Below are 25,962 nucleotides of genomic sequence, written 5' to 3'. Positions count from 1 at the left end.
GGACAAGGCAACGTACGACGGCGGGACGCGTCAGCGTCCTTTCGGCACCAGCCGCACAGCCAGGGTTGTGCAGACGAAGAACATCAACACCGAGCCCAGGATCACCAGCAGCGCGGGGGTCCAGGAACCCGAGGCGTCGCGCACGAAGCCCACCAGCGGCGGGGCCACCGCGCCGAAGCAGTAACCGAGCCCCTGGACCGTGGCGGACATCCGGCCCGCGGACACCTGGTCCCGGGCCAGCTTGATGATCGCGATGAAGATCAGCGTGATCCCGCCGCCCTGCGCGATGCCGCCGAACGTGGACCACAGCCACCACAGTTCCGGCGCCAGCAGCAGCCCGGCCGGCACGGCCGTCCACAGCAACCCCACGGTGACTGCCGTCGTCGTCGTACTGAAATATTTGGCCGCGAACGGCACTCCCAAGCCGCCAACGATGGCGAAGATCTGGAACAGCGATGAGCCTGCCCCGGCGGCTGAGGCGGACATGCCAAGTTCGTCGTTGAGGTAGCTCGGCAGCCACGCCGTCACCGCGTAGTAGGAAAACGCCTGCCCGGCGAAGCCTGCGGTGAGCCCAGCGGTAATCCAGCCGGAACCCTTGACGGCCGGGTGTTCCTGCCCGCCGGCCACCACGGTGCGGGAGGGCACAAACGCGGTGCGGGCGCCCACGGCGAGGGTCCAGAAAACGATGGCAATCACAGCCAGGATGCCCACGGCGGCCAAGGCCACACGCCAACCGGCCAGCTCTGCCAGGGGCGCCGTGACCATCGAGGTCAGGAATGATCCGATGTTCAGGGCCGCGGTGTACACACCCATGGCGGTCCCTTGGCGCATCGGGGAGAAGTCGCGGCGGATAATCAACGGCACCGCGATGTTGCCCACCGTGATGGCCAGGCCGATCATCACCGTGCCCACCACCACCGGTCCCGGGCCGCCAGCCGAGCGCACAATCACGCCAGCCAGGACGCCAAGGATGGTCAGCGAAACGGCGAACTCCGCGCCGAGTTTCCTCGTGGTCAGAGACGCCAGCGACGCGGCGAGCGCGAAGCACAGCACCGGGATGCTCGTCAGCAGGCCCACCATCACGGGGGTAAATCCGAGGTCGGCCTGCATCAGGTCAACCACCGGGGCAACGGCAACGAAGGGCCCACGCAGGTTCAGCGCCAGCAGTCCGATACAGCCCAGGAGGATCCAGCCCTTGGGAACTTTGGCCAGGAACTGTCCGCTCACAAGGATTCCGCGGTGGCTAAATACGATTTCATCACTTCCATTGCTATCACGGCGTATTGCCCCGGACGCCACAGGCAACGTCATGGCGCCCTGGCATACGATGAAGCTCACACCCGCGGGCCCCAAGTGCGGGTACAAAAGCCGCTTACCTCGGACGAAGGAACAGACATGCAACAACGGCTTGCCATCCTCGACGACTACCAGGGCGTGGCGCACGGCTTCGCCGACTGGGCCGCCCTGGAACAGGCCGGCGTTACAGCGTCCGTCTTCCGCGAGCCCTTCCAGTCCGAGGACGCCCTGGCAGCAGCCCTCGCCAACTACCAGATCGTCATAGCGATGCGTGAGCGGACCCCGTTTCCCCGCACCGTGCTGGAACGTCTCCCGGGGCTGAAGCTGCTGGTGACCACCGGCATGGCCAATGCATCCATCGACGTGGCCGCAGCAACCGAACTCGGCATCACCGTATGCGGCACGCCCGGGTCCCCCACGGCCGCGCCCGAACTGACCTGGGCTTTGCTGCTCGCGATCTCCCGCAACCTCCCGGCCGAGGAGAACTCGCTGCGCGCGGGCACGTGGCAGACCTCGGTGGGGATGGAACTGTCCGGCAAGACCCTGGGCGTCGTGGGCCTGGGCAAGATCGGGCGGCGGATCGCGGCGTACGGGCAGGCTTTCGGCATGGAAGTGCTCGCCTGGAGCCAGAATCTCACCGCTGAGGCCGCCGCCGAGGCAGGCGTTCAGAAGGTCAGCAAGGTGGAACTTTTCGAGAATTCCGACGTCGTGTCCCTCCACCTGCGGCTGTCTCCCCGTTCCGAGGACATCGTGGGTGAGCAGGAACTGCGGCTCCTGGGGCCGGAAGGCATCCTGGTGAACACGTCGCGGGGTCCGCTGGTGAACCAGGATGCCCTGGTGCGGGCTTTGAACGAGGGCTGGATCCGCGGCGCGGCCCTGGACGTTTTTGACCAGGAACCGCTTCCCGCGGGCCACCCGCTGCTCAGCGCCCCCAACACTGTGCTGTCCCCGCACCTCGGCTACGTGACGGCCGAGAGCTACCGGCAGTTCTACGGTGGCGCGTTCGAGGACGTCAAGGCCTGGCTGGAGGGAACGCCGGTCCGCGTGATCACGACGGGATGACTCCCGAAAAGCCGCCTAACCGGCCGCCTGGAGCGTCGCCTCAATGGCTGCAGGCGACAACACGTACTGCGTGACCATCTGGCTGGCACCAAGAATTGCAGCTTGGTCCCCGGCCACGGAAAGGGCGATCCGCAGGTGGCTGGTTGCCAGCGGCAGGGACCGCCGGTAGACGACTTCGCGGACGCCGGCCATCAGGTGTTCCCCGGCCTGGCCCAGGCTCCCGCCGATGACAATGACGGACGGGTTCAGCAGGTTGACCACAGTGGCCAGCACATCGCCCACATCCCGGCCGGCCTGGCGCAGCGCGTTGATGGCCTGCGGGTTGCCCTCGCCGACCAGCCGCAGCACATCACTGCCCTTGCGCGCCGGCACACCCTGCCGCTCCAGTTCAGCGGCCAGGGCCGGTCCGGACGCCAGCGCCTCGAGGCAGCCGTAGTTGCCGCAGCGGCACAGCACGTCATCGCCGCGCGGCACGCGGACGTGGCCCAGATCGCCCGCCGTTCCGTTGGCGCCGCGTTGCAGTTCACCGTTGCTGATGATCCCGGATCCGATGCCGGTGGCAACCTTGATGAACAGGAAATTCCTGTTGTCCGCCCAGTGCGCCGACCGCTCCCCCAGCGCCATGATGTTCACGTCGTTGTCCACCAGCACCGGCACTGGCAGCGAGCGCTGGACGTAAGGGACGACGTCGAACCCGTCCCACCCCGGCATGATGGGCGGCTTGACGGGCTTTCCGGTGGCGTGCTCCACGGGCCCCGGCAGGCCGATTCCGATGCCGGCGAGATCGCGCGGGCCCCGTCCGGCCTGCTCAAGCAACGCGCGGCCCTCCTTGACCACCCGGCCGAGCACCGCCTCGGGGCCGGCGGCAACATCCTGGGCCAGCCGCCGCTCGGCCAGGACCCGGCCGCTGAGATCGGTAACGGCAACAATCACGTGGGTAGCGCCGACGTCGACGGCCAGGACGGCGCGTGCGGCCGGGTTGAAGGCAAAGCGCGACGGCGGCCTGCCGCCACTGGAGTTCGCCTCACCCGCCGCGCCCACCAGGCCGGAGGCGATCAGGGCGTCAATGCGCGCAGCGACGGTGGAACGCGCCAAACCGGTGGTCAGTGCCAACTCTGCCCGCGTCCGCGCCTGGCCGTCCCGGAGGAGCTGGAAGAGGTCACCGGCGCGCGCCAGGCTCACGCCGTGGTCTGGGGCGGCGTGCTCGGTTCCGGGGCTGAGGCTCATGGATTATGAATAACACATGCAACTTCTGCCTGTCACGCGGAACAAAGAATATCTGCTTCCGCGCAACTTTTGCTTGACGATCGGCAAAAGTCATTCTAGCTTTAGTGGCAGTGGCATCGCCCTCAGCACCGCAGCACCCAATCAACGTGGATTCGTCTGCAATCAGGAGAACCAATGAACTACTCGATCCAGCTCTACACACTCCGGGACCAGATCCAGGCGGACCTTCCCGGCACCATCCGCAAGGTCGCGGAGATCGGTTTCACCAAGGTTGAGCCGTACAACTTTGTCGCCACGGCCAAAGAGCTCGGTGCTGCGCTGAGGGAGAACGGCCTGACGGCTCCGTCCGGACACGCACCGCTGCTGAGCCAGGACCAGGATGAGATCTTCGCCGCGGCCAGGGAACTAGGGATCACCACGGTGATCGATCCGTTCATCGCGGCTGACCGCTGGCAGTCCGCGGCGGACATCCAGGCCATCGCTGCCGGCCTCAACGCCGCAGCCAGGAAGGGCGCCGAATACGGCATCCGCGTGGGCTACCACAACCACCAGTGGGAGCTGGAGTCCACCATCGAGGGACGCACCGCGCTGGAGTACTTCGCGGACCTCCTCGATCCCGAAGTTGTCCTCGAAGTGGACACGTACTGGGTTGCCGTGGGCGGCCAGGATCCCGTGGCGGTGCTGGAGCGGCTCGGCGACCGGGTGAAGTTCATCCACATCAAGGACGGACCACTGAATACGGACACCAAAGCGCAGCAGCCTGCGGGCCAAGGCAAGGTCGCCGTGCTGGAGGTCGTTGCCGCCGCCAGGGCCCTCGAGGTAGGCGTGGTGGAATTTGATGACTACGCCGGAGACATCTTCGAAGGCATCGCTGAGAGCCTCGCCTACCTCAATGCCGCACAGGGCACCGCCGGAGCACGCGCATGAGCCTGGCAGCACCGACCCGCCGCGGCCCCGTGGGAGTTGCCGTCATCGGCGCCGGGAACATCAGCAAACAGTACCTGGACAACCTCACCGTTTTCCCGGACCTGAAAGTCCTCGTCATCGCCGACCTCTTTGAGGAAGCCGCCGAAGCCCGTGCCAAGGAATACGGCATCGCGGAGTGGGGCGGCGTGGACGCGGCGCTGAACCATCCCGACGTCGAGATCATCGTGAACCTGACCATCCCAGCGGCGCACGTGGAAGTGGCCACGGCAGCCGTCAATGCCGGCAAGCATGTCTGGACCGAGAAGCCCTTCTCCCTGGACCGCGCGTCAGGGCTCGGCCTGCTCAAAACCGCCGACGCTGCCGGGATCCGCCTCGGCTGCGCCCCGGACACCTTCCTCGGCGCCGGCCTGCAGACCGCACGCCGGCTGATCGAACGCGGCGACATCGGCACCCCCCTGACGGCCATGACCACCTTCCAGACCCCCGGTCCGGAATCCTGGCACCCGAACCCGGCTTTCCTTTTCCAGCACGGCGCGGGCCCGCTCTTCGACATGGGCCCGTACTACCTCACCACCTTGATCCAGGCGTTCGGCTCCATCCGCAAGGTGGCCGCCGTCGGCTCCAAGGCCAAGGAAGTCCGGGTCATTGGTTCAGGGCCCAGGGCCGGCGAGGAGTTCACCGTCGAGGTGCCCACGCATGTGTCGGCCATGGCGCAGTTCGAGAGCGGGGCGTCCTCGCACAGCGTCTTCTCCTTCGAATCCCCCCGTGTGCGGATGGGCTTCGTGGAAATCACTGGCACGGAAGCCACGCTGTCCCTGCCGGACCCCAATAATTTCGACGGCGACATCCGCCTGTGGCGTGCCGGTGACGAGGACTGGACCACCATCCCGGCCACGGGACCCGCCAACGGCCGTGGCATGGGCGTCCTGGACATGGCACGCTCCATCCGCGCCGGGGTGCCGCACCGCGCCACCGGCGACCTGGCCTACCACGTCCTGGATTCCATGGTCTCAATCACCGAATCCATGGAATCCGGAACTTTCGTTGACGTTGAAAGCTCCGTTACCGCGTCCCCGGCCCTCCCCGAGGACTGGGCCCCGGAAACCGCAACGCTCTAGGAACGACGATGACGACCTCACCTGAATCAGCCACCAATCGCCCGCTCGGCGTCGCGATGATCGGCTACGCGTTTATGGGCAAGGCCCATTCCAACGCCTGGCGCAATGTGGCCAGCTTCTTCGACGTCCCGGCCTTCGAACAGAAGGTCCTGGTGGGCCGGGACCCCGCCGGAGTGGAGGAAGCGGCCGCGAAGTATGGCTGGGCCGAGACCGCGACGGACTGGCGGGCAGTCCTGGACCGCGATGACATCGACATCGTGGACATCTGCGCGCCGGGCTGGATGCACGCCGAGATCGCCATCGCCGCGCTCGAGGCCGGCAAGCACGTCCTGGTCGAGAAGCCACTCGCCAACACCCTGGCCGAGGCCGAGGCCATGACAGCGGCTGCCCAGGCCGCCCGGGCCAAGGGCGTGCAGTCTATGATCGGCCTCAATTACCGGCGGGTGCCCGCGTTGGCCCTGGCGAGGGAACTCATCGCGGAAGGCCGGGTGGGAACCGTCCGGCACGTCCGGGCCGCCTATCTGCAGGACTGGCTGGCGGACGAAACCGCGCCCATGAGCTGGCGGCTGAGGAAGGAAACCGCCGGTTCCGGGGCGCTCGGGGACATCGCCTCGCACGCCATCGACCAGGTCCTGTTCCTGCTCGGGGACCGGGTCACGGAGGTTTCCGGCCGCCTGCACACCTTCGTGGACCGCCGCCCCGGGGCCGCCGGCCTGGAAGACGTAACGGTCGACGACGCCGCCTGGGCCACGCTGTCCCTCGCCTCGGGAGCCATCGCCTCAGTGGAGGTCTCCCGGGTAGCTACCGGCCGGAAAAACTCGCTGAAGCTGGAGATCTACGGGGATAAGGGTTCCCTGCTGTTCGACCTGGAAAACCTCAACGAACTCCACTTCCTCGATGCCGCCGTCCCGGTCCGGGAGCAGGGCCTCAGCCGGATCCTGGTCAACGAACCCGAACATCCGTTCATGGATGCCTGGTGGCCGCAGGGCCACATCATCGGCTGGGAACACACGTTCACGCATGAGATCCGCGACTTCCTCACTGCCATCAGCACCGGAACCCCGCCGTCGCCGTCGTTCGAGGACGGCCTCGAGGTGCAGAGGATCCTGAACGCCATCGAAGAGTCCGCCGCAGCGAAAAGCGCCACCATCCCGCTGGCCCGCACTACCATTTCTGAAGGAGCCTGACATGCCTCGCCCCTACACCCTGTTCACCGGCCAGTGGGCCGACCTCCCCTTTGAGGAAGTCGCCCGCCTGGCATCCGGCTGGGGCTACGACGGCCTGGAAATCGCCGTGTCCGGGGACCACCTGGACGCCTGGCGCTGGGACGAACCCGGCTACGTCGAATCCAAACTCGCCATCCTGGAGAAGTACAACCTCAAGGTCTGGGCCATCTCCAACCACCTCAAGGGCCAGGCCGTCTGCGATGACCCCATCGACTTCCGCCACGAAGCGATCGTCGGTGCGAAGGTCTGGGGCGACGGCGACCCCGAAGGCGTCCGCCAACGCGCCGCCGAGGAAATGAAACACACCGCCCGGCTCGCCAAGGCACTCGGCGTGGACACCGTCGTCGGATTCACCGGCTCCTCGATCTGGCAGTACGTGGCCATGTTCCCGCCCGTGCCCGCCGCAGTGATCGAGGCCGGCTATCAGGACTTCGCGGACCGCTGGAACCCCATCCTGGACGTCTTCGACGAATGCGGTGTCCGGTTCGCCCACGAGGTCCACCCCTCCGAGATCGCCTACGACTACTGGACCACCGTCCGCACGCTCGAAGCGATCGGCCACCGGCCCGCGTTCGGCCTGAACTGGGACCCGTCGCATTTCATGTGGCAGGGCATCGACCCCGTCTCCTTCATCTGGGACTTTAAGGACCGGATCTACCACGTGGACTGCAAGGACACCAAGCTGCGCCCCACCGGCCGGAACACTGTCATGGGCTCGCACCTGCCGTGGGGTGACCCGCGCCGGGGCTGGGACTTCGTCTCGGCCGGCCGCGGCGACGTCCCCTGGGAATCATCCTTCCGCGCCCTGGCCGCGATCGGCTACACCGGACCCATCTCCGTCGAATGGGAAGACGCCGGCATGGACCGGCTCCACGGCGCCCCCGAAGCGCTCGCCGCCCTGAAGAAGTTCGACTTCCCCGCCTCCCAGACCAGCTTCGACGCCGCCTTCAGCACGAAGCCCTAGGAAGCGCACGTAGAATCCCTGCATGACCCACACGATTCGAAAGGCAACAACGGACGACGCCGGCCCGCTCGCCGACCTGACGGCCGTCACCTTCCCGCTGGCGTGCCCGCCGTCGTCGTCACCGGAGGACATTGCCGCGCACGTGGCAAACACGCTCAGCGAACGTCACTTCCGGGAGTACATGGCAGACCCTGATGTCACCATCCTGGTCATTGACGCGGACGGGGCGCTCCGCGGCTACAGCCTGCTGGTGAACCGGCCAGCAGAGGATCCGGATGTCGCGGCGGCGCTGAAGGTGCTGCCCACCATGGAGCTCAGCAAATGCTACGTCCACCCCGAACACCACGGCCTGGGCGCGGCCGGCGAACTGATGCACGCCAGCCTCCAGGCGGCGGCGGAAGCGGGCGCGGCCGGAGTATGGCTGGGGGTCAACAGCCAGAACGCCCGGGCCATCCGGTTCTACGAAAAGTCCGGTTTCCGCAAGGTGGGCAGTAAGTCCTTCCGGCTGGGAACCACTGTGGAGCACGACTTCGTCCTTGAACGGGCCCTGCCCTAAGCGCTCCCCGAGAAACCTGCCGCTAGTCTCCGGCCCGTCCACCCAGTCGTTCGTCCAGGGGCGGACGCGGTTCCTTCAGCAGCTTCAGCCGCGCTGGGAGGCCGTCGATGCGGCCCTCCCTCCCGCGCGCGCTGATGGCCACACGCGAAGTCCCCAGCAGGACGTTCTCGGCCCTGAAGTCCCCGATTTCCTCCGGGAGGATCGGTGCGAGATGGACCACGTTGCGCGTGAAGTCCGGGTCGAAGCGCAGCAGGATCCGGGCAAGCTGGATGGGAGCTGCCGCGGCCCAGGCCTGGGGCGAGCATGCCGTGGGGTACGGGACAGGGCCGTGGAATTCGGACCGGTCGAACCCGCAGAACAGCTCCGGCAGCCGGCCGTCGAAGTGTTCGGCGGCGTCCAGGATCCCGCTGGCGATCTTCATGGCCTCATCAACAAATCCATAGCGCATCAGCCCTGTGGCCACGATCGCCGTATCGTGCGGCCACACCGATCCGTTGTGATAGCTGACAGGGTTGTAGGCGCCCATGTCCGAAGCCAGGGTCCGGATCCCCCAGCCGGTGAACAGTTCGGGGGACATCAGGCGCTCCGCCACTGACGGGGCTTTTTCCTCGTCCACGATGCCCACCCACAGGCAGTGGCCCATGTTTGAAGTGCACGCGTCAACCGGAGTCTTGTCCTTGTCCAGCGCGATGGCGAAGTAGCCCCTGTCCGGCAGCCAGAACTTCTCGTTGAAAGCCTCCTTCAGGGCGATTGCCCGCTCGGCCCAGTGGTGCTCTGTCTCAGGATCCCCGGCCCAGCGCGCCAGCAGGGACCGTCCCACATAGGCGGAGTAGACGTAGCCCTGGACCTCGCACAGGGCAGTGGGTGGTTCGGCCATCCGCCCGTCGGCAAAGTTGATCCCGTCCCAGGAGTCCTTCCAGCCCTGGTTGAGGAGACCGTGCTGGTTGGGGCGAAGGTATTCCACAAAGCCGTCGCCGTCACGGTCGCCGTATTTTTCGATCCAGTCAAGGGCGCGGTCGGCATGGGGAATCAGCGAATCAATGATGTCCTCGGACAGTCCCCAGCGGCTCAGTTCGCCCAGGAGACTGACAAAGAGCGGGGTGGCGTCCACCGTGCCGTAATAGGCGGTCCCGCCCAGGGACAGCCCCGCCGTCACGCCCAGCCGAACCTCGTGCGGGATGCGTCCCGGCTCTTCCTCGGAGTCGGGATCCACCTTCGTGCCTTGGAGGGTTGCCAGCGTCTGGAGGGTTCCGGCCGCCAACGTGGGGTCAACCAGCAATGACATGTAAGAGGACAGCAGTGAATCCCGGCCAAAGAGTGCCATGAACCAGGGTGCTCCCGCGGCCACGGCCGCACGGTCCGGGTGCTCGGCGTCGAAAATCCGGAGGGACCCCAGATCGCTTTGGCTCCGGCGCAGGGTGGCCTCGATATTGCCGTCCGCGACGCTGATGCGCGGAATATGTTCTTCCCATGCCAAGTGCCGCTGCACGCCCACGCGTCCGCGCGGTTGTCCCTCTTGCGTGAACGGCGCCGCGGGTCCCACACCGTTGATGAGCGGGACCACAATCACGCTGGTGGACCACTCGCCGCGCGCCGGAATGGTTGCGTGGAAGCGAAGCATCTCGGTGGAGACTTCGGCGCCGGCTGCGCGGATGGCGGAGCCGCGCCGCTGGCCGTTACGGAGGGCCTCGATCAGCATCCCACCGTCGCTGACCGTGCGGCTCACCCGCGCGCCCTGCGGAGTCCGGCCGCCCTTGACGTCGAAGAGGTCGGCCTGGTCGGCGTCAACCAACAGTTCGATATCGCAGTCCACGGCTTCCGCTGAGTAGTTTTCGAGGGTGATGTCGTCCTGCAGCCCGGGTCCGATATGACGGACCTGACGGACCACCAGCGGACTGTCGAACCTGCCGCCGGGCCACTGGGCGCGGCCCACGAACGTGGCCTCGTAGGAGTTGGGCCGTTGCGCCACCAGCGGCTCGCGGAGCGCGCCGTTGATGCGCAGTATCCACCGGGACACAATCCTGGTGTCCTGGTAGAACGCGCCATTCGTTTCACCGTCGGCACGGATGTCGCCGCTCCGGGTAGAGATACAGAAGGAAGACCCTTCCACCACCGTTATGGCCTCAGCCCCGCCGACATCAGCCTCAGTGTCGGCATTCCATGCAGTCATGGATGCGCTCCTTCCTCATGACCGCCCGCTAGAGATCGGGCCCGATCCGACGCCCAGATAACTGCTCTCCCTGTTTGATTCTGGCCCACATGGGAAACATCCGGAACCCCGGGAAGCGGGCTCGTTTCCAGCAGTTTTGTGTAGAGGTCCAGGTGGTTGCCCACCATCCGCTCGGTGCTGAACAGTTTGAGGGCCCGGTCCCGGCAGTGCGCCCTGTCCAGCTGTGCCGCAAGGGGCAGGAAGGTGTGCAGGCTGTCCGTGGGCGCAAGGTAGCCGGTCTTTCCATGGTCCACAATCTCCGGTGCGGATCCGATCGGAGTTCCCACTACGGGAGTTCCGGTTGAAAGGGATTCGATCATCACCAGCCCAAACGGCTCGGACCATTGGATGGGGTTCAGGAACGCCATCGCCTCACCCATGAGCTGAAACTTGTCTGTGTCCCCCAGCTCGCCCATAAAATCCTCGTTGGAGCCCAGAAGCGGCTCAATGACGGAGCGGAAGTACGCGATCTCTTCCGGCTCGCGCATCTTGGCTGCGATCCGCAGCGGAATGCCGGCCCTGCGCGCGATGTGGATGGCTTCGAGAACGCCTTTATCCGGGCAAATCCTGCCGACAAAGCAGACGTACCCGCCTGCGCCGGAACCGACCGGGACGGCAGAGACGTCCATTCCGTGATGGATCACGCGGGTGATCGGAACATCCGGCACACGGGAAGCCTGGTCACGTGAGATTCCGATGATGGCCGTGTCGGCAGCCATCGCGCGGTACAAATCCGCCGACGCCGGGGTGAGGGGGCCGTGAATGGTGGTCACCACGGGGGCGGCGGACCTTCGTCGGGCCAGCAGCGGCCCGGCCAGTGTGTGGTCGTGGATGATGTCCACGTCCCCCAGTCCTTCATAGGCCCTGATGACATGGCTGAGCTCCGAGAGTGTGAACCCCATTGCAGCCGGCTCGGATGGCCTCATCCCCGGCACCCTCGGCGCCGGACACGTGCTGTCCGACGCTGCAGCCAACAACACCTCGTGCCCTGCGGCGATGAATCCCCGAGCAAGGGAGTCAACAACCCTTTCGATGCCCCCATACCCGGCCGGGGGAACCGGAATCCATGGTGCCGCGACAAGTCCTATCCGCATACTGTGCCTCCGGGAGGATCAAAGTCCGGGTCCCCCGACCGACTGATGTGTTCAGAATGGCCTCTGCTTAACCCGCTGCTTCGACTATCGCCCCGCGCGGGGAGCCATTTCAAGGCCCAATGTGACAAATCCGACACTGCCCGCGCGGAATGGGCGTCTGACCTGCACAGTTGTGGCAAGCATGAAGATTGAGATCTGGTCAGACGTCGCGTGTCCGTGGTGCTACATCGGCAAGCGCCGGTTCGAGGCGGCCCTGGCCGAGTTCCCGCACCGCGACGCTGTGGAGGTGAAGTGGCGCAGCTACCAGCTGGACCCCACCCTTCCCGAGCACTATGACGGCACCGAGCTGGAGTACCTGAGCACCCGCAAGGGCATGGCCCGGGAGCAGGTTTCGCAGATGTTTGACCACGTCACCGAGCAGGCCAAGGGCGAGGGCCTGGACTACCGGTTCGACCAGGTGGTGGTGGCCAATAGCTTCACCGCCCACCGCCTGATCCACCTCGCTTCCCAGCAGGGACAGCAGGATGCCGCGAAGGAACGCCTGCTGAGCGATCATTTCGAACACGGCAAGGACATCGGAAGCGCCGAGTACCTCACCACCCTGGGCCAGGAGCTGGGCCTCAACACCGATGAAGTCGCCGAACTCTTCACCACGGACAAATACGCCGACGACGTCCGCTTCGATTTCGAGGAAGCCCGCGGCCTGGGCATCAGCGGCGTCCCGTTCTTTGTGATTGACCGCAAGTTCGGGCTCTCCGGCGCCCAACCTGCCGAAACGTTCACGGCGGCGCTCAACCAGGCCTGGCAGGAGACCAACCCCCTGGTTCTGGTCACTGCCGCGGACGGCAACGACGGCGAGGCCTGCGGCCCGGACGGCTGCGCTGTCTGACACGCCCGATCCAACACGGCCCGCTGAGTTCTTGTCCAGATAATCCACCCAGCGGCCACCAAAAGCGGGTCTATCTGGACGAAAACTCCGGGTTTACTGACACATCGCGGTAAAGTGTCCGCATGCCCAGGATTTCGGCGGCCAACAACGCCGCGCAACGCGCCGAGACGCAACGCCGGGTCCTGACAGCGTTCGGGGAGCTCCTGTTCACCCACGGCCTGCCCGGACTGACCATGACTGACGTCGCCCGGCATGCCGGGGTGGGGCGGACCGCGGTGTACAACTACTACGCCGACATCGAAGAACTGCTGATCTCCTACGCCCTGGACGAGACCGAGCGCTTCCTCGCCGAACTCCGGGAGTCACTGAGCAGGCTCGAGAACCCCGTCGAACGGCTGGCCCTGTACGTGCGGACCCAGGTGGAGGACCTCAGCCGCCGCCATCTCCCGCCCGGACCGGCGATGGCGGCGGTGCTGTCGCCGTCGTCCTTTGCGAAACTGGCCGACCACGTGGGTGAACTCAGCGTCCTGCTGCAGGGCATCCTCCGGGACGGCATGGCACAGGGATACCTGCCGCAAGCGGACATTGGCCAGCAGGCGCAGCTCATCCACGGCACACTCTCCTCCAGCGCCGCACGCGGCAGCAACGAGCCCGCAGAACTTGAGGCCCGGATCGCCCGGACCGTGCGGTTCATCCAGCTCGGCGCCGGAGCAAGGTTCGACGACGACGGCGCACCCCTGCGCGTCAGCCTCCCCTTGCCGTAAACCCCTGCGTTGCTCTATCACCTCCGGTCGTCATCCGCCTGGTTTAGCGACCAGACGTGATAGAGCAACGGCGACAGGTCAGGGGCCGGCCGTCGGAATAACCGGCCACTTGGCATCGTCAGCGATCCGTCGGCTTTCCCGCGGGCAGCTGAGCGTCCCGGGCGTCTGGTCTACCCGGTCCGCGGCGGCCAGCTCCTTGAAATCGCTGGAAATAATCACGTCAACGCTGGCGTCCGTCCGGCCGTCCTGGAAGTAGTCGGAGCCGGGCAGGTTCCGTTGGACGCTGAAGGCCGCAGACTGCCCGGCAGCCCCTGAAACCACCGCAGCCACACCGCGGAAGCCGGCATCCGTGTTGGCCACGGCACCCACCACAAACTTCCGGACCAGCAACTCATCCGCCACGGAGCGAGCCAGACCGGGGCGGCTGGTGGAGTTGTAGACGTTGAGGTTGATTTTGTCGTTGGGGGTGTAGTCAAAGGTGGCCCCGGGACAGGTGGTCCGGGGCTCATCGCTGCCCGCCGTCGTCGGAAGCTTCAGCTGTCCGCTCATGATGGCCAACGCAACGATGATGGCGCCGGCAATGAGGCCCAGCAGCAATACCAGGACCACTCCATGCACCACGCGGCGGCGCACCCGCACGGGGTTGTCGGGGTCGCCGGCAGCCTCAAACGTGGCCCGCAGTTCGGGGCCGGTGACAACGTGGTGGCCATGCAGGACGCTGGCGTCCTTGGGTTTCCTAGCCATCTATGACCAGCACGCGGGCGTGGATGGCGGTCCGCTGGTGCAGCGCTGTCCGGACGGCGCGGTGCAGCCCGTCCTCCAGGTACAGGATTCCCTTGTACTGCACCACGTGCGGGAAGAGGTCTCCGAAAAAGGTGGAGTCTTCGGCCAGCAGCGCTTCGAGGTCGAGCGTCCGTTTGGTGGTCACCAGTTCGTCCAGGCGGACAGGTCGCGGCGGCAGCGACGCCCACTGTTTGGGCGTGTTGAAACCATGGTCAGGATACGGGCGTCCCTCGCCCACAGCTTTGAAGATCACCATGCCACCCTAGGCAGCTTGGGGGCCCAAGAGAAGTGTCCGGCCCGCAGCATCCTAAGGTTGTAGCCAAACAGTGACCATCTGTCACATGCCGTGGACATTGCGCCGCCGGCGCAGGATCAGAGGCCCGTGGCTGACACAATGGAGCCATGACCGCACCCGAATTCCCTGCCAGCACCACGCCCGGCGTCCGCCTGCCGTCCACCCCGCCCCTTGCCCTCCTGCTCGACGTTGACGGACCCGTGGCCAGCCCCGTGACCCGGGACGTGAAACCCGGCATCATTGCCGATCTGGTGGCGCTGGCCACTGCCGGAATTCCGGTCATTTTCAATACCGGCCGCTCCGATACCTTCATCCGCGAGCAGGTCATGGAGCCGATGATCGCCGCCGGCATTCCCGCCGGGACAGTCATCCACGCCGTTTGCGAGAAGGGCGCCGTGTGGTTCAGCTACACCGCCGCCGGGCCCGGCCCCATCCACGTTGATCACGAACTGGCCGTGCCCAAGGCCTACGGCGATGACGTCCGCCGGCTCGTGGCCGAGGACTACTCCAGGCACATGTTTTTTGACGAGACGAAACGTGCCATGGTGTCCGTTGAGCAGCACATCGAGGTGCCCTCCGCCGACTACTTGGCCGAACAGAAGCTTTTCGACTCCGACGCCATGGACCTCATGACCCGCCACGGCATGGGCGTGGTTCGCCTGGAGCACCACGCACCGAATTCCGACGACGAGGTGGACTACCGCGTCGATCCCACCATCATTTCCACCGATATTGAGTCAGTGCGGCTCGGCAAGGACCTCGGCGCCAGCCGCGCCGTGGAGTTGCTGGCGGCACAGGGCATCACGCCGCTGGCGTGGCGGACGGTAGGTGATTCCCGCACGGACTACGCCATGGCGGACTGGCTCCACCACAATGACCACCCCGTAAAACACGTTGATGTCCGCCCGGCGGACGGCGTTCCGGTCAAGCCCTATGACGTGTTGACCGCCACCGATCTCGGGCTTGGGGAGGATGTCATTCACGACGACGCCGGCGGAGCTTACCTGCGCAGCTGGCGGGAGGCCATGGTCGGCTGAGCCCGTCCCCGGCCGGCGGCGCCCGTTTGAGGCCTGCCATTTTGGGGGTCGCGCTATTATTCAGATAAGAACGCTTACCATTTAGCCGCGACGGAGACAACCATTACAGAAGCACCTGTCCAGGACGAGATCTACTACGGCGGCCAGGCGTCCGTAGAACCGCGCACCCACACGGAGGTGACGTCTCCGGCTGCCGAAGCTCGCCTCAAACACCGGCCGGACGTCGTCCGGCACAAGGGCCGGTATGCCCTGATCAACCACAACCGGACACCGTACCAGGCCATGGTTGAGGACCTGTTGTTCCTGCGGAATGTCCTCGCAGAGGCCGGGCTGGACTACCTTTTGGTGCGCGGCAACAACGACCGTCCGGTCATCGCCCTGGACTGGAGAGACCGGAAGAAGCTGCGGGCGGCCTTGGTGGAGGCCTGCCGCAACGAGCCCGTGTACTCCATGACCGTGGACGCGAAAAAGAAGTCCTCCGTGCTGGTTGCCGACGGGGATCTCTCCCCCAACCGTCAGGCCCGCATCTTCCGCCTCTACCGACCGCGGGTTGAACCCGACGGCGGTTTCGAGTTCGGTTCCTCCGCTGGCGTCCAGATTGAGCTCTGGAGCTTTGAGGGCGATCAGCTGATCCTCCCGATCGAAAACTCCCTGACCCGACGCACCATGCAGTCCCAGGACGCTGTCCGCGGGACGGTCGAACGGTACGGCCACACCTGGCCCACCATCGAGAACATGTTCGCCGACCACGCCAGCGACATCAGCTTCGACATCGACCTGGTGTTTTCGTGGGTTGACGGCAGCTCTCCCGAATACATCGCGGCCCGCCGTGCCCAGCAGCAGGGTGTGGTTCTCGGCGAAGGCGACGACCACGAAGCCCGCTTCCGGCAGATCAACGAACTCAAATACGCCCTGCGCTCCGTCTACATGTTCGCGCCCTGGATCCGCCGCATCTTTATCGCCACGGACTCCCCCGCCCCGGAGTGGCTCGCGGAGCACCCGTCGGTGACCATTGTCCGCAGCGATGAGTTTTTCGCCGATCCCGCAGTGCTGCCCACGCACAACTCGCAGGCAGTGGAATGCCAGCTCCACCACATTGAGGGCCTCTCCGAGCACTTCCTCTACTCGAATGACGACATGTTCTTCGGCCGCTCGGTGGGCCCGGACATGTTCTTCACACCGGGTGGCGTCACGAAGTTCATCGAGGCCGAGACCCGGATCGGGCTGGGCGACAACGATGCCGAGCGCAGTGGCTTCGAGAACGCCGCCCGCGTGAACCGCAAGCTGCTATGGAACCGGTTCGGTCGGATCACCACGCGGCATCTGGAGCACACCGCCGCCCCGCTGCGGCGCAGCGTTGTGGCCAGGATGGAGCGTGAGTTCCCGGAGGAGTTCCAGAAGACGGCGGCGAGCAGGTTCCGCGCCGCGGACAACATCTCCGTCACCAATTCCTTCTACCACTACTACGCGCTGTTGACGGGCCGTGCGGTCACGCAGACCGCAGCCAAGGTGCGGTACGTGGACACCACCGCCCGCGCCGGGCTGAACACCCTGCCCAAGCTGCTGGCCAAGCGGAACATGGACTTCTTCTGCCTCAACGACGGCAGTTTCCCCGAAGTCCCCGCGGACGAGCGCGCCGAGCTCGTGACCGACTTCCTGGAGAAGTACTACCCCATCAAGGCGCCCTGGGAGCTCTGACGCTCGCGGCCCTGACGCTGGCTACGCCCGCGTTGGGAGCTCCGGCGTCGGGAGCTCCGACCCGCCGGGCTGTGTGAGGCTAGATAGCGTAGTTCGGAAGGGATACCTTCCTGACGCCTCCTGTTTTGGCGTTGGCGGGGATGCTGACGCCCGCGGCGGCCAGTCGCTCAGCAGTCATTTCCGAGGTGACATGCTCCCCTACGGTGGCCGCGTTCCCCAGCGGAACCACGGAGTGGACAATGGTGTGCTCGTAGACGTGCACCAGGTTGAAGGCCTGCCCGCCGTCCCGGCCGCGGGTACCGCCGACGGCGACGTTGAGGTCCTGGGTGTAGCACGTGGCCGAGGCAACGGAGACAGGAATCCCCGCAAAGGTGGCGGTGGTCGAGTAGTGCAGATGCCCGGCCAGAATAGTCCGGACGTCGGAGTTGCGGACCACGGAGGCCAGGCTTGCCTGGTCCCGCAGTTCCACGAGCACGGCAAGGTCCAGGACCGACGGGACCGGCGGATGGTGGAGCGCCAGGATGGTGCCGTCGGGGGCCGGAGTATCCAGTTGGCGGGTGAGCCACCCCAGCTGGGCCGGGCTTAGCTCGCCGTAGTGGTAACCCGGGACCGACGTGTCCATGGTGATGATGCGCAGGCCGTTGATGAAGTAGCTGCAGTCCACCGGTGCGTCACTGGCAGGCTCGTCCAGCAGCCCGGTCCGGAAGTTGGCGCGGTTGTCGTGGTTGCCCATGGCCCAGATGACTTGGGCGCCCATGTCTTCGCAGGCGGGATCAACAATTGCCCGGAGCTTTGCATAGGCCTGAGGGTCGCCTTGGTCGGCGAGGTCACCCGTGAAGATCACGGCCTCGGGCCGCGCGCCGGAAGCCCTGACCTCGTCGAAAAGCTGAATGAGCTTGGCTTCGCTGTCAACTGCGCCGTAAAGGGGATCCGGACCTCCCAACAGGTGGGGGTCGCTCAGGTGGAGAAGGAAGTGGCGTGGCCGGGGGTGTTCGGCCTCGATGTGCTTCATTGCTGCCTCTGTGGTTGGTGGGAAACGGCGTTTCCCTTCTACCCTTCAGTAACTATTATCCAATCAGATAATTGGCAAACTGTGGGTAAATTGTTGCGGCCAAGTTGGAAAAAACTAAAGAATTAAGCCTTGGAAAGTTCGGTTGTGGCCGCCGGTCCGTCAAATTCTGCCAGTGCCATTTCAATTGCGTCGATGACTTCGGCGGAGTCCGGTTCGACGGTGGGTGCGAAGCGTGCCACCACCTCGCCCTCGCGGTTGACCAGGAACTTCTCGAAGTTCCATTTCACCAGGCCAGGCAGCACACTGGTTTTGAACCTTGTCAGCTCGGCATAGAGCGGATGCTGGTCCTCACCACGCACGTTGGCCTTGGCCGTCAGCGGGAAAGTGACACCGAAATTCCGCTCGCAGAACTCGGCGATCTCGCTGTCGTTGCCTGGCTCCTGGCCGGCGAACTGGTTGCACGGAACTCCGAGCACATCGAAGCCGCGGTCGCGGAACTTCTCGTATAGCGTTTCCAGGCCCGCGTACTGCGGAGTGAAACCGCACTTTGACGCCACGTTCACCACCAGCACCACGTTGCCCTTGAACCGGCCAAAGTCGGTTTCGGTGCCGTCGTTGAGAGTGAGGGGAATGGTGTACAGGTCTGTCACAGCGCCGTCCTTGAAAGGTTGGTAATGCAGGTGATTCGTTGCCAACCATCAAGGGTACGGGTGCAGTCTGGGAGTTCTCTGTCAGGGTCCCGCCGACTCGGACCATGTTGCGGTGTCGGTAGGCGTGGCGGTGGTTGTAGCTGTAGTAGAAGACGAGGGCGAGGGCGACGCTGTTGCGGCTGAGGACCCGCTACTCGTTGTTGCTGTTGGCTCCACCGTTGGCGCCGGCGTCGGCGTCAGGCGCGAGGTAGGCCTGAACGGCCACGACCTGGAAACAGTGGGCGTCGGAGACGGCGACGCGCTCGTCGTCGGCGCAGGCGAAGTGCCCGTGGGGGCAGGTGAGGTGCCCGTGGGGGTGGGTGACGTCGTCGTCGGCGTGGCGCTTGAGGTTCCAGTCGGCGTCCGCGTTGCCCGGGGCGTGGAAGGCGTTGGGGACGGCGATGCCGTCGAAGTGGCTGTTTCCGTCGCTGTTTCAGACGCAGTCGGGTCCGGCGATGCGGATTCAGGCGAGGTAGCGTCCGACGACGGCTCTTCCGTGGGTGCCTCGTCCGGCGGTTCCGACGTTGTCACTGATCCCTCCACCGGCGGCGGTTCGGACAGTTCCTCTTCGCCGCCCAGGACCGTGTGGCTGTTGTCCTCGGCGACCGGGATGGCCCAGCGTTGCGCGCCGACGTCCACGGGTTTGGCCTCATAGCTGACCATGGCTATGTCCTCGAGAGCGTCCAACTGCCGAATGCGCAGAAGTGTCCAGTTCAGCGGGCTGGTGTGCTTGCCGTTGAGGATGGTTTCGAAATGCAGATGGCAGCCGGTGGACCATCCCGTGGTGCCCACACGGGCAATGACCTGGCCCACCTGCACGGAGTCCCCCGTCCGGACCGCCACAGCCTCCAAGTGGTTGTACGTGGTGATCAGCCCGTTGCCGTGGTCTAGTTCCACGCGGTTGCCGCCGCCCCAGGGGTGCCACCCGGCGGCCCGGACCACGCCTGCGTCGGCCGAATAAACCCTGGTGCCGCAGCCTGCAGCGAAGTCCTGGCCCAGGTGGAAATCGCCGCCCGCACCGGTGATAGGACTGACCCTGTACCCGAATGGAGAGCTTGAAGTGAGGAGCTCAAGGGGCGCCATGAGGGACCCCTCCGGGGGACGGGTGAGCCCGGCAGCGGCCACGTCGAGCGGAGCGCTCCCGCCCTTGGCGATCGTCCTGACTAGTGTGCGGTTAAACGGAACCAAGGCCCGGCTGTCCGTCAGGAAAGCACCGGCCAGCCCAGGCAGGCCAACATGTCCGGCACCCGCCGGCGAAGCTGCCGGGCGGGGTTCAACGGGGGACGATCCAGGGAGGCCGACGGCGAAGAGTGACGCGGCAACAACGGCGCTGGCGGCCAGCACGCGCACGGCTATGGCGCAGCCGCCCGCGGGCTCCTTCTCCCGGCCGGATCCCCGATGATTGCCCACTCGTTACTCCCGGGTTGGCCCGCCAGACCCCGGATCCAGACGGACTTACCATTTCATGGGACCACAAAGCTCCGGGCCTGTGAACCCCCGCGCCGGGACCGCTGCGGACATTATGTGGATCCGACGTCAAAACCGTGCCCGCCGGCTTCTGGGCGAGAATGGTGACATGCGAAATTTCCTCAGGGAATGGCAGGGCGAAATCAAACGGGTATTCACCGGCAGCACTGCCGGTCAGCCCGCTTGGGTTCCGCGGCTGGCCGAAGGGGACGACGCCGGCTATCACCTTCCCGGCTCGGCCGTCTGGGCGGTGCACGGCTCCATGGCTACCATTGTGGCTGGGGTCCGCGCGCTCCTGATGCAGGCCTTGCACCCCGGGGCGCTGGCGGGAATCCACGAGCACTCCGACTTCCGCGCAGATCCGCTCAGCCGGCTGGCCCGGACCATCCGCTGGATCTTCACCGTCACCTATGGCCCACAGGCCGCCGCCGACGAGGCTTCCGCCCGGGTCCGTCGGCTGCATGAGCCCGTACGGGGGACGTACAGTGACGGGCACGGCGGCGAGCGGAGCTACTCGGCCAACGATCCGGAACTCGCCCGCTGGGTCCACATCGCGTTCGTGGACGCCTTCCTCTCGGCCCATAAAATCTGGGGTGCCGGGATCCCCGGCGGCCCCGACGCCTATGTCCGCGAGTGGGCCCAGGCCGGACGGCTGATGGGCGTGGTGGATCCGCCCCTGAGCGAGGCCGAAATGCGGGAGCAACTGGACCGCTGGTATAACAACGGTGAGTTGGTGGCGGACAGCAGGGTTGCCGAGACCGTTGAGTTCATCCGCAACCCGCCACTGCATCCGCTGCTGCGCCCCGGCTACCGGATCATCTTCGCCGGCGCCGTCTACAGCCTTGAGCCGAAGTACCGCCGCATGCTGGGGCTCCAGGTCGCCCGGCTGGGGCCGTTCCCGCTCCCCGTGAGGCTGGCAACGAAGGTGGCTCTCGGCGTCGTACATCTGGCCCTTGGACGCGGGCCGGGACCCAGCGAACAAGCGGCCCGGGAGCGCCTCCGCCGCCTGGGCTACGCGGGCACGTGACCTGGCAGCTGGGCAGTTGGGCTGGGCAGCTGGGCTCCCAGCAATGGGTCAACGGGCTGAAGGACAGCAAAAACCCGGCCCTGACGAGGTCAGAACCGGGTTTTTGGCTGGCGGAGAATGGGGGATTTGAACCCCCGAGGGCGTTAACCCAACACGCGTTCCAGGCGTGCGCCATAGGCCGCTAGGCGAATTCTCCAGCTGCTTTCGAATCAAAAGCAGATACTAGACTACCTGAACATTCCGGCATCGCCCAATTGGGCCGGCGGACTGTTACCGCACGCGCCAATCCGGGCTCCAGCTAGCCCGTTAACGTAAAAATGGACGCCCCCAATGCGCCCATTCCTCCGATACACCGTTGAGCTGCCGGGTCCGGCCCTCCAGCCAGGCCCCGCAGCTCACAACCTTGAGATTGCCCCAATCGGTGTACATATCCATGATCGGCCCTACCCGCCGGATAAGCAATGAAAATCGCTGCCCATTAGCCTGCCTTCTTGGCAGGATGAGGCCATGACACAGCTGAACGCCCTGGTGGTTTACGTTCCGGAGACACACACGGAGCCGCTGATCGCGGCAATCGGGGACGCCGGCGCGGGCAGGATCGGGAACTATTCGCACTGCACGTTCACCTCCCCCGGCACCGGGCGCTTCACTCCATTGCCGGGTGCCGAGCCGTTCATCGGGGCCGTCGGCGCGGTCGAACGCGTGCCGGAAACCCGGGTGGAGTGCGTTGTGGAGGAAGAGATGCTCGACGCCGTTGTGCTGGCCCTGCGCGCGGCGCACCCTTACGAGGAGCCCGCATTCATGACCTGGCCGGTGGACGGCTGGCGACGCTAGCTGGCGTCCGGGCCTTGGAACCCGCTTTCGCATTTGCGCCAGCTTTCGCGGCCGTGGCCCGCTTGAGCGGTGCGGGCCAGCACCGCTCAAGCGGGTCCGGGCAGCTCATCAGGATATTCCGGGCCGCGAGAGGGCACCCGGCGGAGCACCCGGCCGGGCCACCGCGGGCCCGCGAACGGGCCGTCCGGACCTTCCTGAATCTTCGGGTAAACTTGTCTGCGGCCCCTCATGTGGCGTCATCCTGTTGAACTCCCCCAGGACCGGAAGGTAGCAAGGGTAAACGGGCTCTGGCGGGTGCATGGGGGGTCTTTACTATTCCCCCATAGGGCGGCCGTCCGCGAGGGATCCTGATTGTCTGCCCGGATTGGTAGGGTTTTCTCGTGACTGTTACTACCACCGCCCTTTACCGTAGATACCGCCCGGACTCCTTCGCTGACGTTATCGGGCAGGAACATGTCACCGAGCCGCTGATGACGGCACTGCGGAAAAACCGTGTCAACCACGCCTATCTCTTCTCGGGCCCACGCGGTTGCGGAAAGACCACCTCCGCCCGCATCCTGGCCCGCTGCCTCAACTGCGCCCAAGGCCCCACGGATACGCCCTGCGGTACGTGCCCCAGCTGCATTGAACTGGCCCGCGGCGGCTCAGGCTCCCTGGACGTCATCGAGATCGACGCCGCCAGCCATGGTGGCGTGGACGACGCCAGGGACCTCCGCGAGCGCGCAACGTACGCTCCGGTCCGCGACCGCTACAAGATCTTCATCATCGATGAGGCCCACATGGTCACCTCGGCCGGGTTCAACGCCCTGCTGAAAATCGTTGAAGAACCGCCGGAACATATCAAGTTCATCTTCGCCACAACGGAGCCGGACAAGGTCATCGGCACCATCCGCTCCCGCACGCACCACTACCCGTTCCGGCTTGTCCCGCCGGAGCCGCTGATGGCGTACCTGGAGCTGCTCTGCAACCAGGAAAACGTTCCCGTGGCTCCCGGCGTTCTGTCCCTGGTGGTCCGGGCCGGCGGCGGCTCCGTCCGCGATTCCCTGTCTGTGCTGGACCAGCTGATGGCCGGCGCCGGACCCAACGGCCTCGACTACGAACTTGCCGTAGCCCTCCTCGGCTACACCCACGCATCGTTGCTGGATGACGTGGTGGAAGCTGTGGCCGCCTCAGATGCCGCCACCGTTTTCCGGGCTGTGGACCGCGTGGTGCAGACCGGCCACGATCCCCGCCGCTTCGTCGAGGACCTGCTGGAACGCTTCCGCGACCTCATCATCGTCCAGGCCATGCCCGAAAGCGCCCAGGTCATCCTCCGCGGCATGCCTGCGGACCAGATCGCCCGGCTCCAGAACCAGGCGCACAACCTCGGGGCTTCCGAGCTCTCCCGCGCCGCTGATGTCACCAACACTGCGCTGACCGAGATGACCGGCGCCACGTCTCCGCGCCTGCACCTTGAGCTTCTCTGCGCCCGCATCCTGCTCCCCAGTTCGGAACAGACGGAACGCGGCATTGCTGCGCGGATCGACCGCGTGGAGCGGCGTCTGAATTACGCCGGGAACGACGTCGGCGCTCCCGCTCCGGCTGGTGCTGCGGTTTCGGCTGGACCCGCTGCGGTTTCCGCGGTGCCGGCAGCGGCAACGCCGGCTCCTGCTGCACCTGTTTCCGTACCAGCAGCTTCCGCGCCAGCCGTTTCTGAGGCGCCCGCTGCGGCACTTCCGATTGCTGCGGTTCCCGCCGCAGCACAGCAAGTTGCTGCGGCGCCGGTTGCTGCGCAGCAGCCTTCAGGGCCAGCGGCTGCCGGTCCAGGGGCGGCCCGGCCACCGGCAACCGGAGCCGAACAGACCAGGCCGTCGCTGATGCCGCCCAGGGTCAGCACCAACGACTGGCCGGTTGACGAGTCCACAGGCAGGCGGCCCGCGCCCACACCGCAGGCATCCGGTCAGCCCACCCCAGAGACCGGGGCAGACGCCCCCCGCGCAGTTTCCCCGGCCACCCCGTCTGCAGGCACCGGCGCTGACACGGCTCCTGCCACCCCTGCACCTGCCCCGGCTGCGCCCGCTTCGGTTGGCCATGCCCCTGCCACTGCTGCACCGGCCGGTGCGACAGGAACTGGCGCGACAGGAACTGGCGCGGCAAGAACTGGGGCCGCCGGGACAGGCGACGTCGAAGTCCTGCGCCGTGCCTGGCCGGAAGTTCTGCAGACACTCTCCAAGATCAAGCGCAGCACGTGGGCCCTGGTTGAGCCGAACGCCCAGGTGGGCGCCTTTGACGGCCAGGTCCTGACACTGTCGTTCAGCACTACCGGGTTGGCTGGCGCCTTCGGCCGGGCTGATCACGCCGAAAACCTGCGGCAGGCGATCCACAAAACAGTGGGCATCGACTGCCAGATCACCGCAGTCGCCGGTGGCGCCAACAGGGCAGCGAGCGCTGAGCCAAACCCAAAAGCTCCCGCTAGTCCGGAAGCCAGCCCGGAAGCTCCGGCCAGTTCAGCCGATGTCGCGTGGGGTCTGGCCCCTGCCAGCGCCGTTTCCACGCCTGAGGTCCTGGCCACCGCGCCGGCACCTTCGCCAGCCCCCTCCCCCGCGACGCGTGCTCCCGAACCGGCCGTGCCTCCTGCCACTGCTGCACCTGCGCCGACTGCAGGCGCGGCAGCTATTGCAGAAACTGTCCAGCACACCGGCGACGTCAGCGCGTCGGCAGCCACTGAAGCCGCCCAGGTACCAGCCGCCCAAGGAGAGTCGGTACCAGCTGAGCCTCATGCCACCGCCGGTTCGTATGCCTACTCCGATGACGACTGGGGTCCCCCGCGCGACGAAGATGCTCCGCCACTGGACGAGGAACCACCCATGGACTGGGATCCCTCGGCTGCGGCTACCCCACGACTGTCGCCTTCACAGCCTGAGCCTTCAGCGGCCGCACCCGCCAAGCGCCCCGCTCGAGGTGCTTCAAAGGCCGCAGCAGCAAAGACGTCCCCAGCTGGCAGGTCCTCCGGTGCGGCATCGGCCGCTCCTTCACAACCCGATCCGGCACTGGATCCGTGGGGCCGGGCCGTCGAGCAGGCGCCGGGCGTATGGGTGGTTGGCACCGAGCCCAATGTTGGCAAAAGCCTGAACACGCCCGTCCCGGAAGAGGCCACGGAAACCGCTCCTGCGCCCAGCTACGAGCCCGCCACCGCCCAGGTCCCCAAGACGTCAGCTGTCGTGAGCCAGTCCGATGCCGACGCCAGCTGGGGTTTGCCGCCCGTAGCCCCCACCGCAACCACCGAAATCCCCGCACCATATTCAGCTGCACATCATTCAGCTGCACCGCAGAGCTCCGCGCCAGAGACCCCCGCACTACAAGGCCCCGCACCAGAATCCGCGGCGCCCAACAACCCCGCGCCAGCCAGCCAAGCCCCGGCAGCTCCGGCAGTCCCGCCAATGGAAGCAGCCGTTCCCGAACCAGCTGAAGTTCGTGAGTACGCCATGGCATCGACTGCTCCCGCTGCCGCACCCCTGCAGCCGGCACCGGCGACGTCCGAGTCCGCTGCTGCCGCCCGGCAGAGTCTTTACCAGCGCCTGTCCAACAGCCCCGAGGCCGAAGCCGGGCGTGCCAAGGCGCCGGCCAGGGCTGCCGCCGCAACCTACGTCCAGGACATACCGAGCGCGGACGATGAAACCATTGAGGAATCCGGTGTCTTTGGACGCGCCGCCGTCGAGCGTATTCTGGGCGGGAAGCTGATCGAGGAGCGGTCCCCGGACGGAAGCCCCATCGTTGCGAGGTTCTAGGCACCTGGCGCTCGTACTCCC

Annotated in this window: 22 protein-coding genes, 1 tRNA gene and 1 other RNA gene; 14 read left to right on the top strand and 10 right to left on the bottom strand. The window is 66.1% G+C overall.

Annotated elements, in window-relative coordinates; all coding sequences use genetic code 11:
• Positions 1-30: 30 nt before the first annotated feature.
• Positions 31-1,227 carry a CynX/NimT family MFS transporter gene (locus tag CXR02_RS14900; protein WP_258060986.1) on the bottom strand — a complete coding sequence of 399 codons (1,197 nt, stop codon included), beginning with the start codon at positions 1,225-1,227 and terminating at the stop codon, positions 31-33.
• A 168-nt stretch (positions 1,228-1,395) separates the two neighbouring features.
• On the opposite strand from CXR02_RS14900, the gene CXR02_RS14895 reads away from it, so the two are divergent.
• Positions 1,396-2,358: a D-2-hydroxyacid dehydrogenase family protein gene (locus CXR02_RS14895; RefSeq protein WP_104062694.1), complete on the top strand. Its 963-nt coding sequence runs from the start codon at positions 1,396-1,398 to the stop codon at positions 2,356-2,358.
• Between the two features lie 15 nt (positions 2,359-2,373).
• Here CXR02_RS14895 and CXR02_RS14890 read toward each other — a convergent pair whose 3' ends face one another.
• Positions 2,374-3,585 (bottom strand): ROK family transcriptional regulator, encoded by a 1,212-nt coding sequence (locus CXR02_RS14890; RefSeq protein ID WP_104062693.1) that lies wholly within the window; start codon positions 3,583-3,585, stop codon positions 2,374-2,376.
• 174 nt (positions 3,586-3,759) lie between these two features.
• On the opposite strand from CXR02_RS14890, the gene CXR02_RS14885 reads away from it, so the two are divergent.
• Genes CXR02_RS14885 through CXR02_RS14865 form a run of 5 tightly spaced genes read left to right on the top strand, consistent with a single transcriptional unit; the run spans position 3,760 to position 8,376 of the window.
• Positions 3,760-4,512 carry a sugar phosphate isomerase/epimerase gene (locus tag CXR02_RS14885; protein WP_104062692.1) on the top strand — a complete coding sequence of 251 codons (753 nt, stop codon included), beginning with the start codon at positions 3,760-3,762 and terminating at the stop codon, positions 4,510-4,512.
• Positions 4,509-5,630: a Gfo/Idh/MocA family protein gene (locus CXR02_RS14880; RefSeq protein WP_104062691.1), complete on the top strand. Its 1,122-nt coding sequence runs from the start codon at positions 4,509-4,511 to the stop codon at positions 5,628-5,630. Before CXR02_RS14885 ends, CXR02_RS14880 begins: the two co-directional genes overlap by 4 nt.
• A gap of 8 nt (positions 5,631-5,638) precedes the next feature.
• The gene (locus tag CXR02_RS14875; RefSeq protein ID WP_104062690.1) at positions 5,639-6,817 is read left to right on the top strand and encodes a Gfo/Idh/MocA family protein; all 1,179 of its coding nucleotides are present in this window, start codon (positions 5,639-5,641) and stop codon (positions 6,815-6,817) included.
• A gap of 1 nt (position 6,818) precedes the next feature.
• Entirely contained in the window at positions 6,819-7,820 is a 1,002-nt protein-coding gene (locus CXR02_RS14870; protein ID WP_104062689.1) for a sugar phosphate isomerase/epimerase, read from the top strand.
• A gap of 22 nt (positions 7,821-7,842) precedes the next feature.
• A complete protein-coding gene (locus CXR02_RS14865; protein WP_104062688.1) occupies positions 7,843-8,376 on the top strand; it encodes a GNAT family N-acetyltransferase in 534 nt (177 codons plus the stop codon).
• Positions 8,377-8,398: 22 nt separating this feature from the next.
• Here the strand turns inward: CXR02_RS14865 and CXR02_RS14860 are convergent, their stop codons facing one another.
• Positions 8,399-10,546, bottom strand: a complete 2,148-nt coding sequence (locus CXR02_RS14860) for a glycogen debranching N-terminal domain-containing protein (RefSeq protein ID WP_104062687.1) — start codon at positions 10,544-10,546, stop codon at positions 8,399-8,401.
• Positions 10,543-11,679, bottom strand: coding sequence for a glycosyltransferase family 4 protein (locus CXR02_RS14855; RefSeq protein ID WP_104062686.1), 1,137 nt, complete (start codon positions 11,677-11,679; stop codon positions 10,543-10,545). The genes CXR02_RS14860 and CXR02_RS14855 overlap by 4 nt, the downstream gene beginning before the upstream one ends.
• Before the next feature lie 181 nt (positions 11,680-11,860).
• Between CXR02_RS14855 and CXR02_RS14850 the strand changes: the two genes are divergently transcribed.
• Together CXR02_RS14850 and CXR02_RS14845 are read left to right on the top strand one after the other, a co-directional pair.
• A complete protein-coding gene (locus CXR02_RS14850; protein WP_104062685.1) occupies positions 11,861-12,568 on the top strand; it encodes a DsbA family oxidoreductase in 708 nt (235 codons plus the stop codon).
• A 122-nt stretch (positions 12,569-12,690) separates the two neighbouring features.
• Complete coding sequence (locus CXR02_RS14845) at positions 12,691-13,332, top strand: TetR/AcrR family transcriptional regulator (RefSeq protein ID WP_104062684.1); 642 nt, start codon at positions 12,691-12,693, stop codon at positions 13,330-13,332.
• Positions 13,333-13,410: 78 nt separating this feature from the next.
• Here CXR02_RS14845 and CXR02_RS14840 read toward each other — a convergent pair whose 3' ends face one another.
• Both CXR02_RS14840 and CXR02_RS14835 read right to left on the bottom strand, forming a co-directional pair.
• Positions 13,411-14,076, bottom strand: a complete 666-nt coding sequence (locus tag CXR02_RS14840; RefSeq protein WP_104062683.1) for a LytR C-terminal domain-containing protein — start codon at positions 14,074-14,076, stop codon at positions 13,411-13,413.
• Positions 14,069-14,368, bottom strand: a complete 300-nt coding sequence (locus CXR02_RS14835; RefSeq protein WP_181037249.1) for a type II toxin-antitoxin system VapB family antitoxin — start codon at positions 14,366-14,368, stop codon at positions 14,069-14,071. The genes CXR02_RS14840 and CXR02_RS14835 overlap by 8 nt, the downstream gene beginning before the upstream one ends.
• 149 nt (positions 14,369-14,517) lie before the next feature.
• On the opposite strand from CXR02_RS14835, the gene CXR02_RS14830 reads away from it, so the two are divergent.
• The gene (locus tag CXR02_RS14830; RefSeq protein ID WP_104062681.1) at positions 14,518-15,447 is read left to right on the top strand and encodes a hypothetical protein; all 930 of its coding nucleotides are present in this window, start codon (positions 14,518-14,520) and stop codon (positions 15,445-15,447) included.
• A 282-nt stretch (positions 15,448-15,729) separates the two neighbouring features.
• On the top strand, positions 15,730-17,145 hold the full coding sequence (locus CXR02_RS14825; protein ID WP_308470693.1) for a stealth family protein: 1,416 nt from the start codon (positions 15,730-15,732) through the stop codon (positions 17,143-17,145).
• A 79-nt stretch (positions 17,146-17,224) separates the two neighbouring features.
• Here CXR02_RS14825 and CXR02_RS14820 read toward each other — a convergent pair whose 3' ends face one another.
• The 3 genes from CXR02_RS14820 to CXR02_RS22660 all read right to left on the bottom strand — a co-directional run bounded on the left by CXR02_RS14820 (position 17,225) and on the right by CXR02_RS22660 (position 20,256).
• Positions 17,225-18,157, bottom strand: a complete 933-nt coding sequence (locus CXR02_RS14820; protein ID WP_104062679.1) for a phosphodiesterase — start codon at positions 18,155-18,157, stop codon at positions 17,225-17,227.
• A 122-nt stretch (positions 18,158-18,279) separates the two neighbouring features.
• Positions 18,280-18,807, bottom strand: coding sequence for a glutathione peroxidase (locus CXR02_RS14815; protein ID WP_104062678.1), 528 nt, complete (start codon positions 18,805-18,807; stop codon positions 18,280-18,282).
• Positions 18,808-18,888: 81 nt separating this feature from the next.
• A complete protein-coding gene (locus CXR02_RS22660) occupies positions 18,889-20,256 on the bottom strand; it encodes a M23 family metallopeptidase (RefSeq protein WP_258060984.1) in 1,368 nt (455 codons plus the stop codon).
• Positions 20,257-20,422: 166 nt separating this feature from the next.
• Between CXR02_RS22660 and CXR02_RS14805 the strand changes: the two genes are divergently transcribed.
• Complete coding sequence (locus CXR02_RS14805) at positions 20,423-21,340, top strand: oxygenase MpaB family protein (protein WP_104062677.1); 918 nt, start codon at positions 20,423-20,425, stop codon at positions 21,338-21,340.
• Between the two features lie 108 nt (positions 21,341-21,448).
• On the opposite strand, the gene CXR02_RS14800 is transcribed toward CXR02_RS14805, so the two are convergent.
• A tRNA-Ser gene (locus CXR02_RS14800) sits at positions 21,449-21,536 on the bottom strand.
• A 311-nt stretch (positions 21,537-21,847) separates the two neighbouring features.
• Here CXR02_RS14800 and CXR02_RS14795 point away from each other — a divergent pair.
• The 3 genes from CXR02_RS14795 to CXR02_RS14785 all read left to right on the top strand — a co-directional run bounded on the left by CXR02_RS14795 (position 21,848) and on the right by CXR02_RS14785 (position 25,941).
• Positions 21,848-22,174 (top strand): hypothetical protein, encoded by a 327-nt coding sequence (locus CXR02_RS14795; RefSeq protein ID WP_104062676.1) that lies wholly within the window; start codon positions 21,848-21,850, stop codon positions 22,172-22,174.
• A gap of 217 nt (positions 22,175-22,391) precedes the next feature.
• Positions 22,392-22,488, top strand: an RNA gene (ffs, locus tag CXR02_RS14790) — signal recognition particle sRNA small type.
• Positions 22,489-22,554: 66 nt separating this feature from the next.
• Positions 22,555-25,941: a DNA polymerase III subunit gamma and tau gene (locus tag CXR02_RS14785; protein ID WP_104062675.1), complete on the top strand. Its 3,387-nt coding sequence runs from the start codon at positions 22,555-22,557 to the stop codon at positions 25,939-25,941.
• Positions 25,942-25,962 lie beyond the last annotated feature (21 nt).

Origin of the sequence: Arthrobacter sp. 4R501, assembly GCF_002929755.1 — a bacterium.
Classification (GTDB): domain Bacteria; phylum Actinomycetota; class Actinomycetes; order Actinomycetales; family Micrococcaceae; genus Arthrobacter.
Note: the sequence above shows the minus strand (reverse complement) of the source record. Positions and strands in the feature narration are given on the sequence as shown.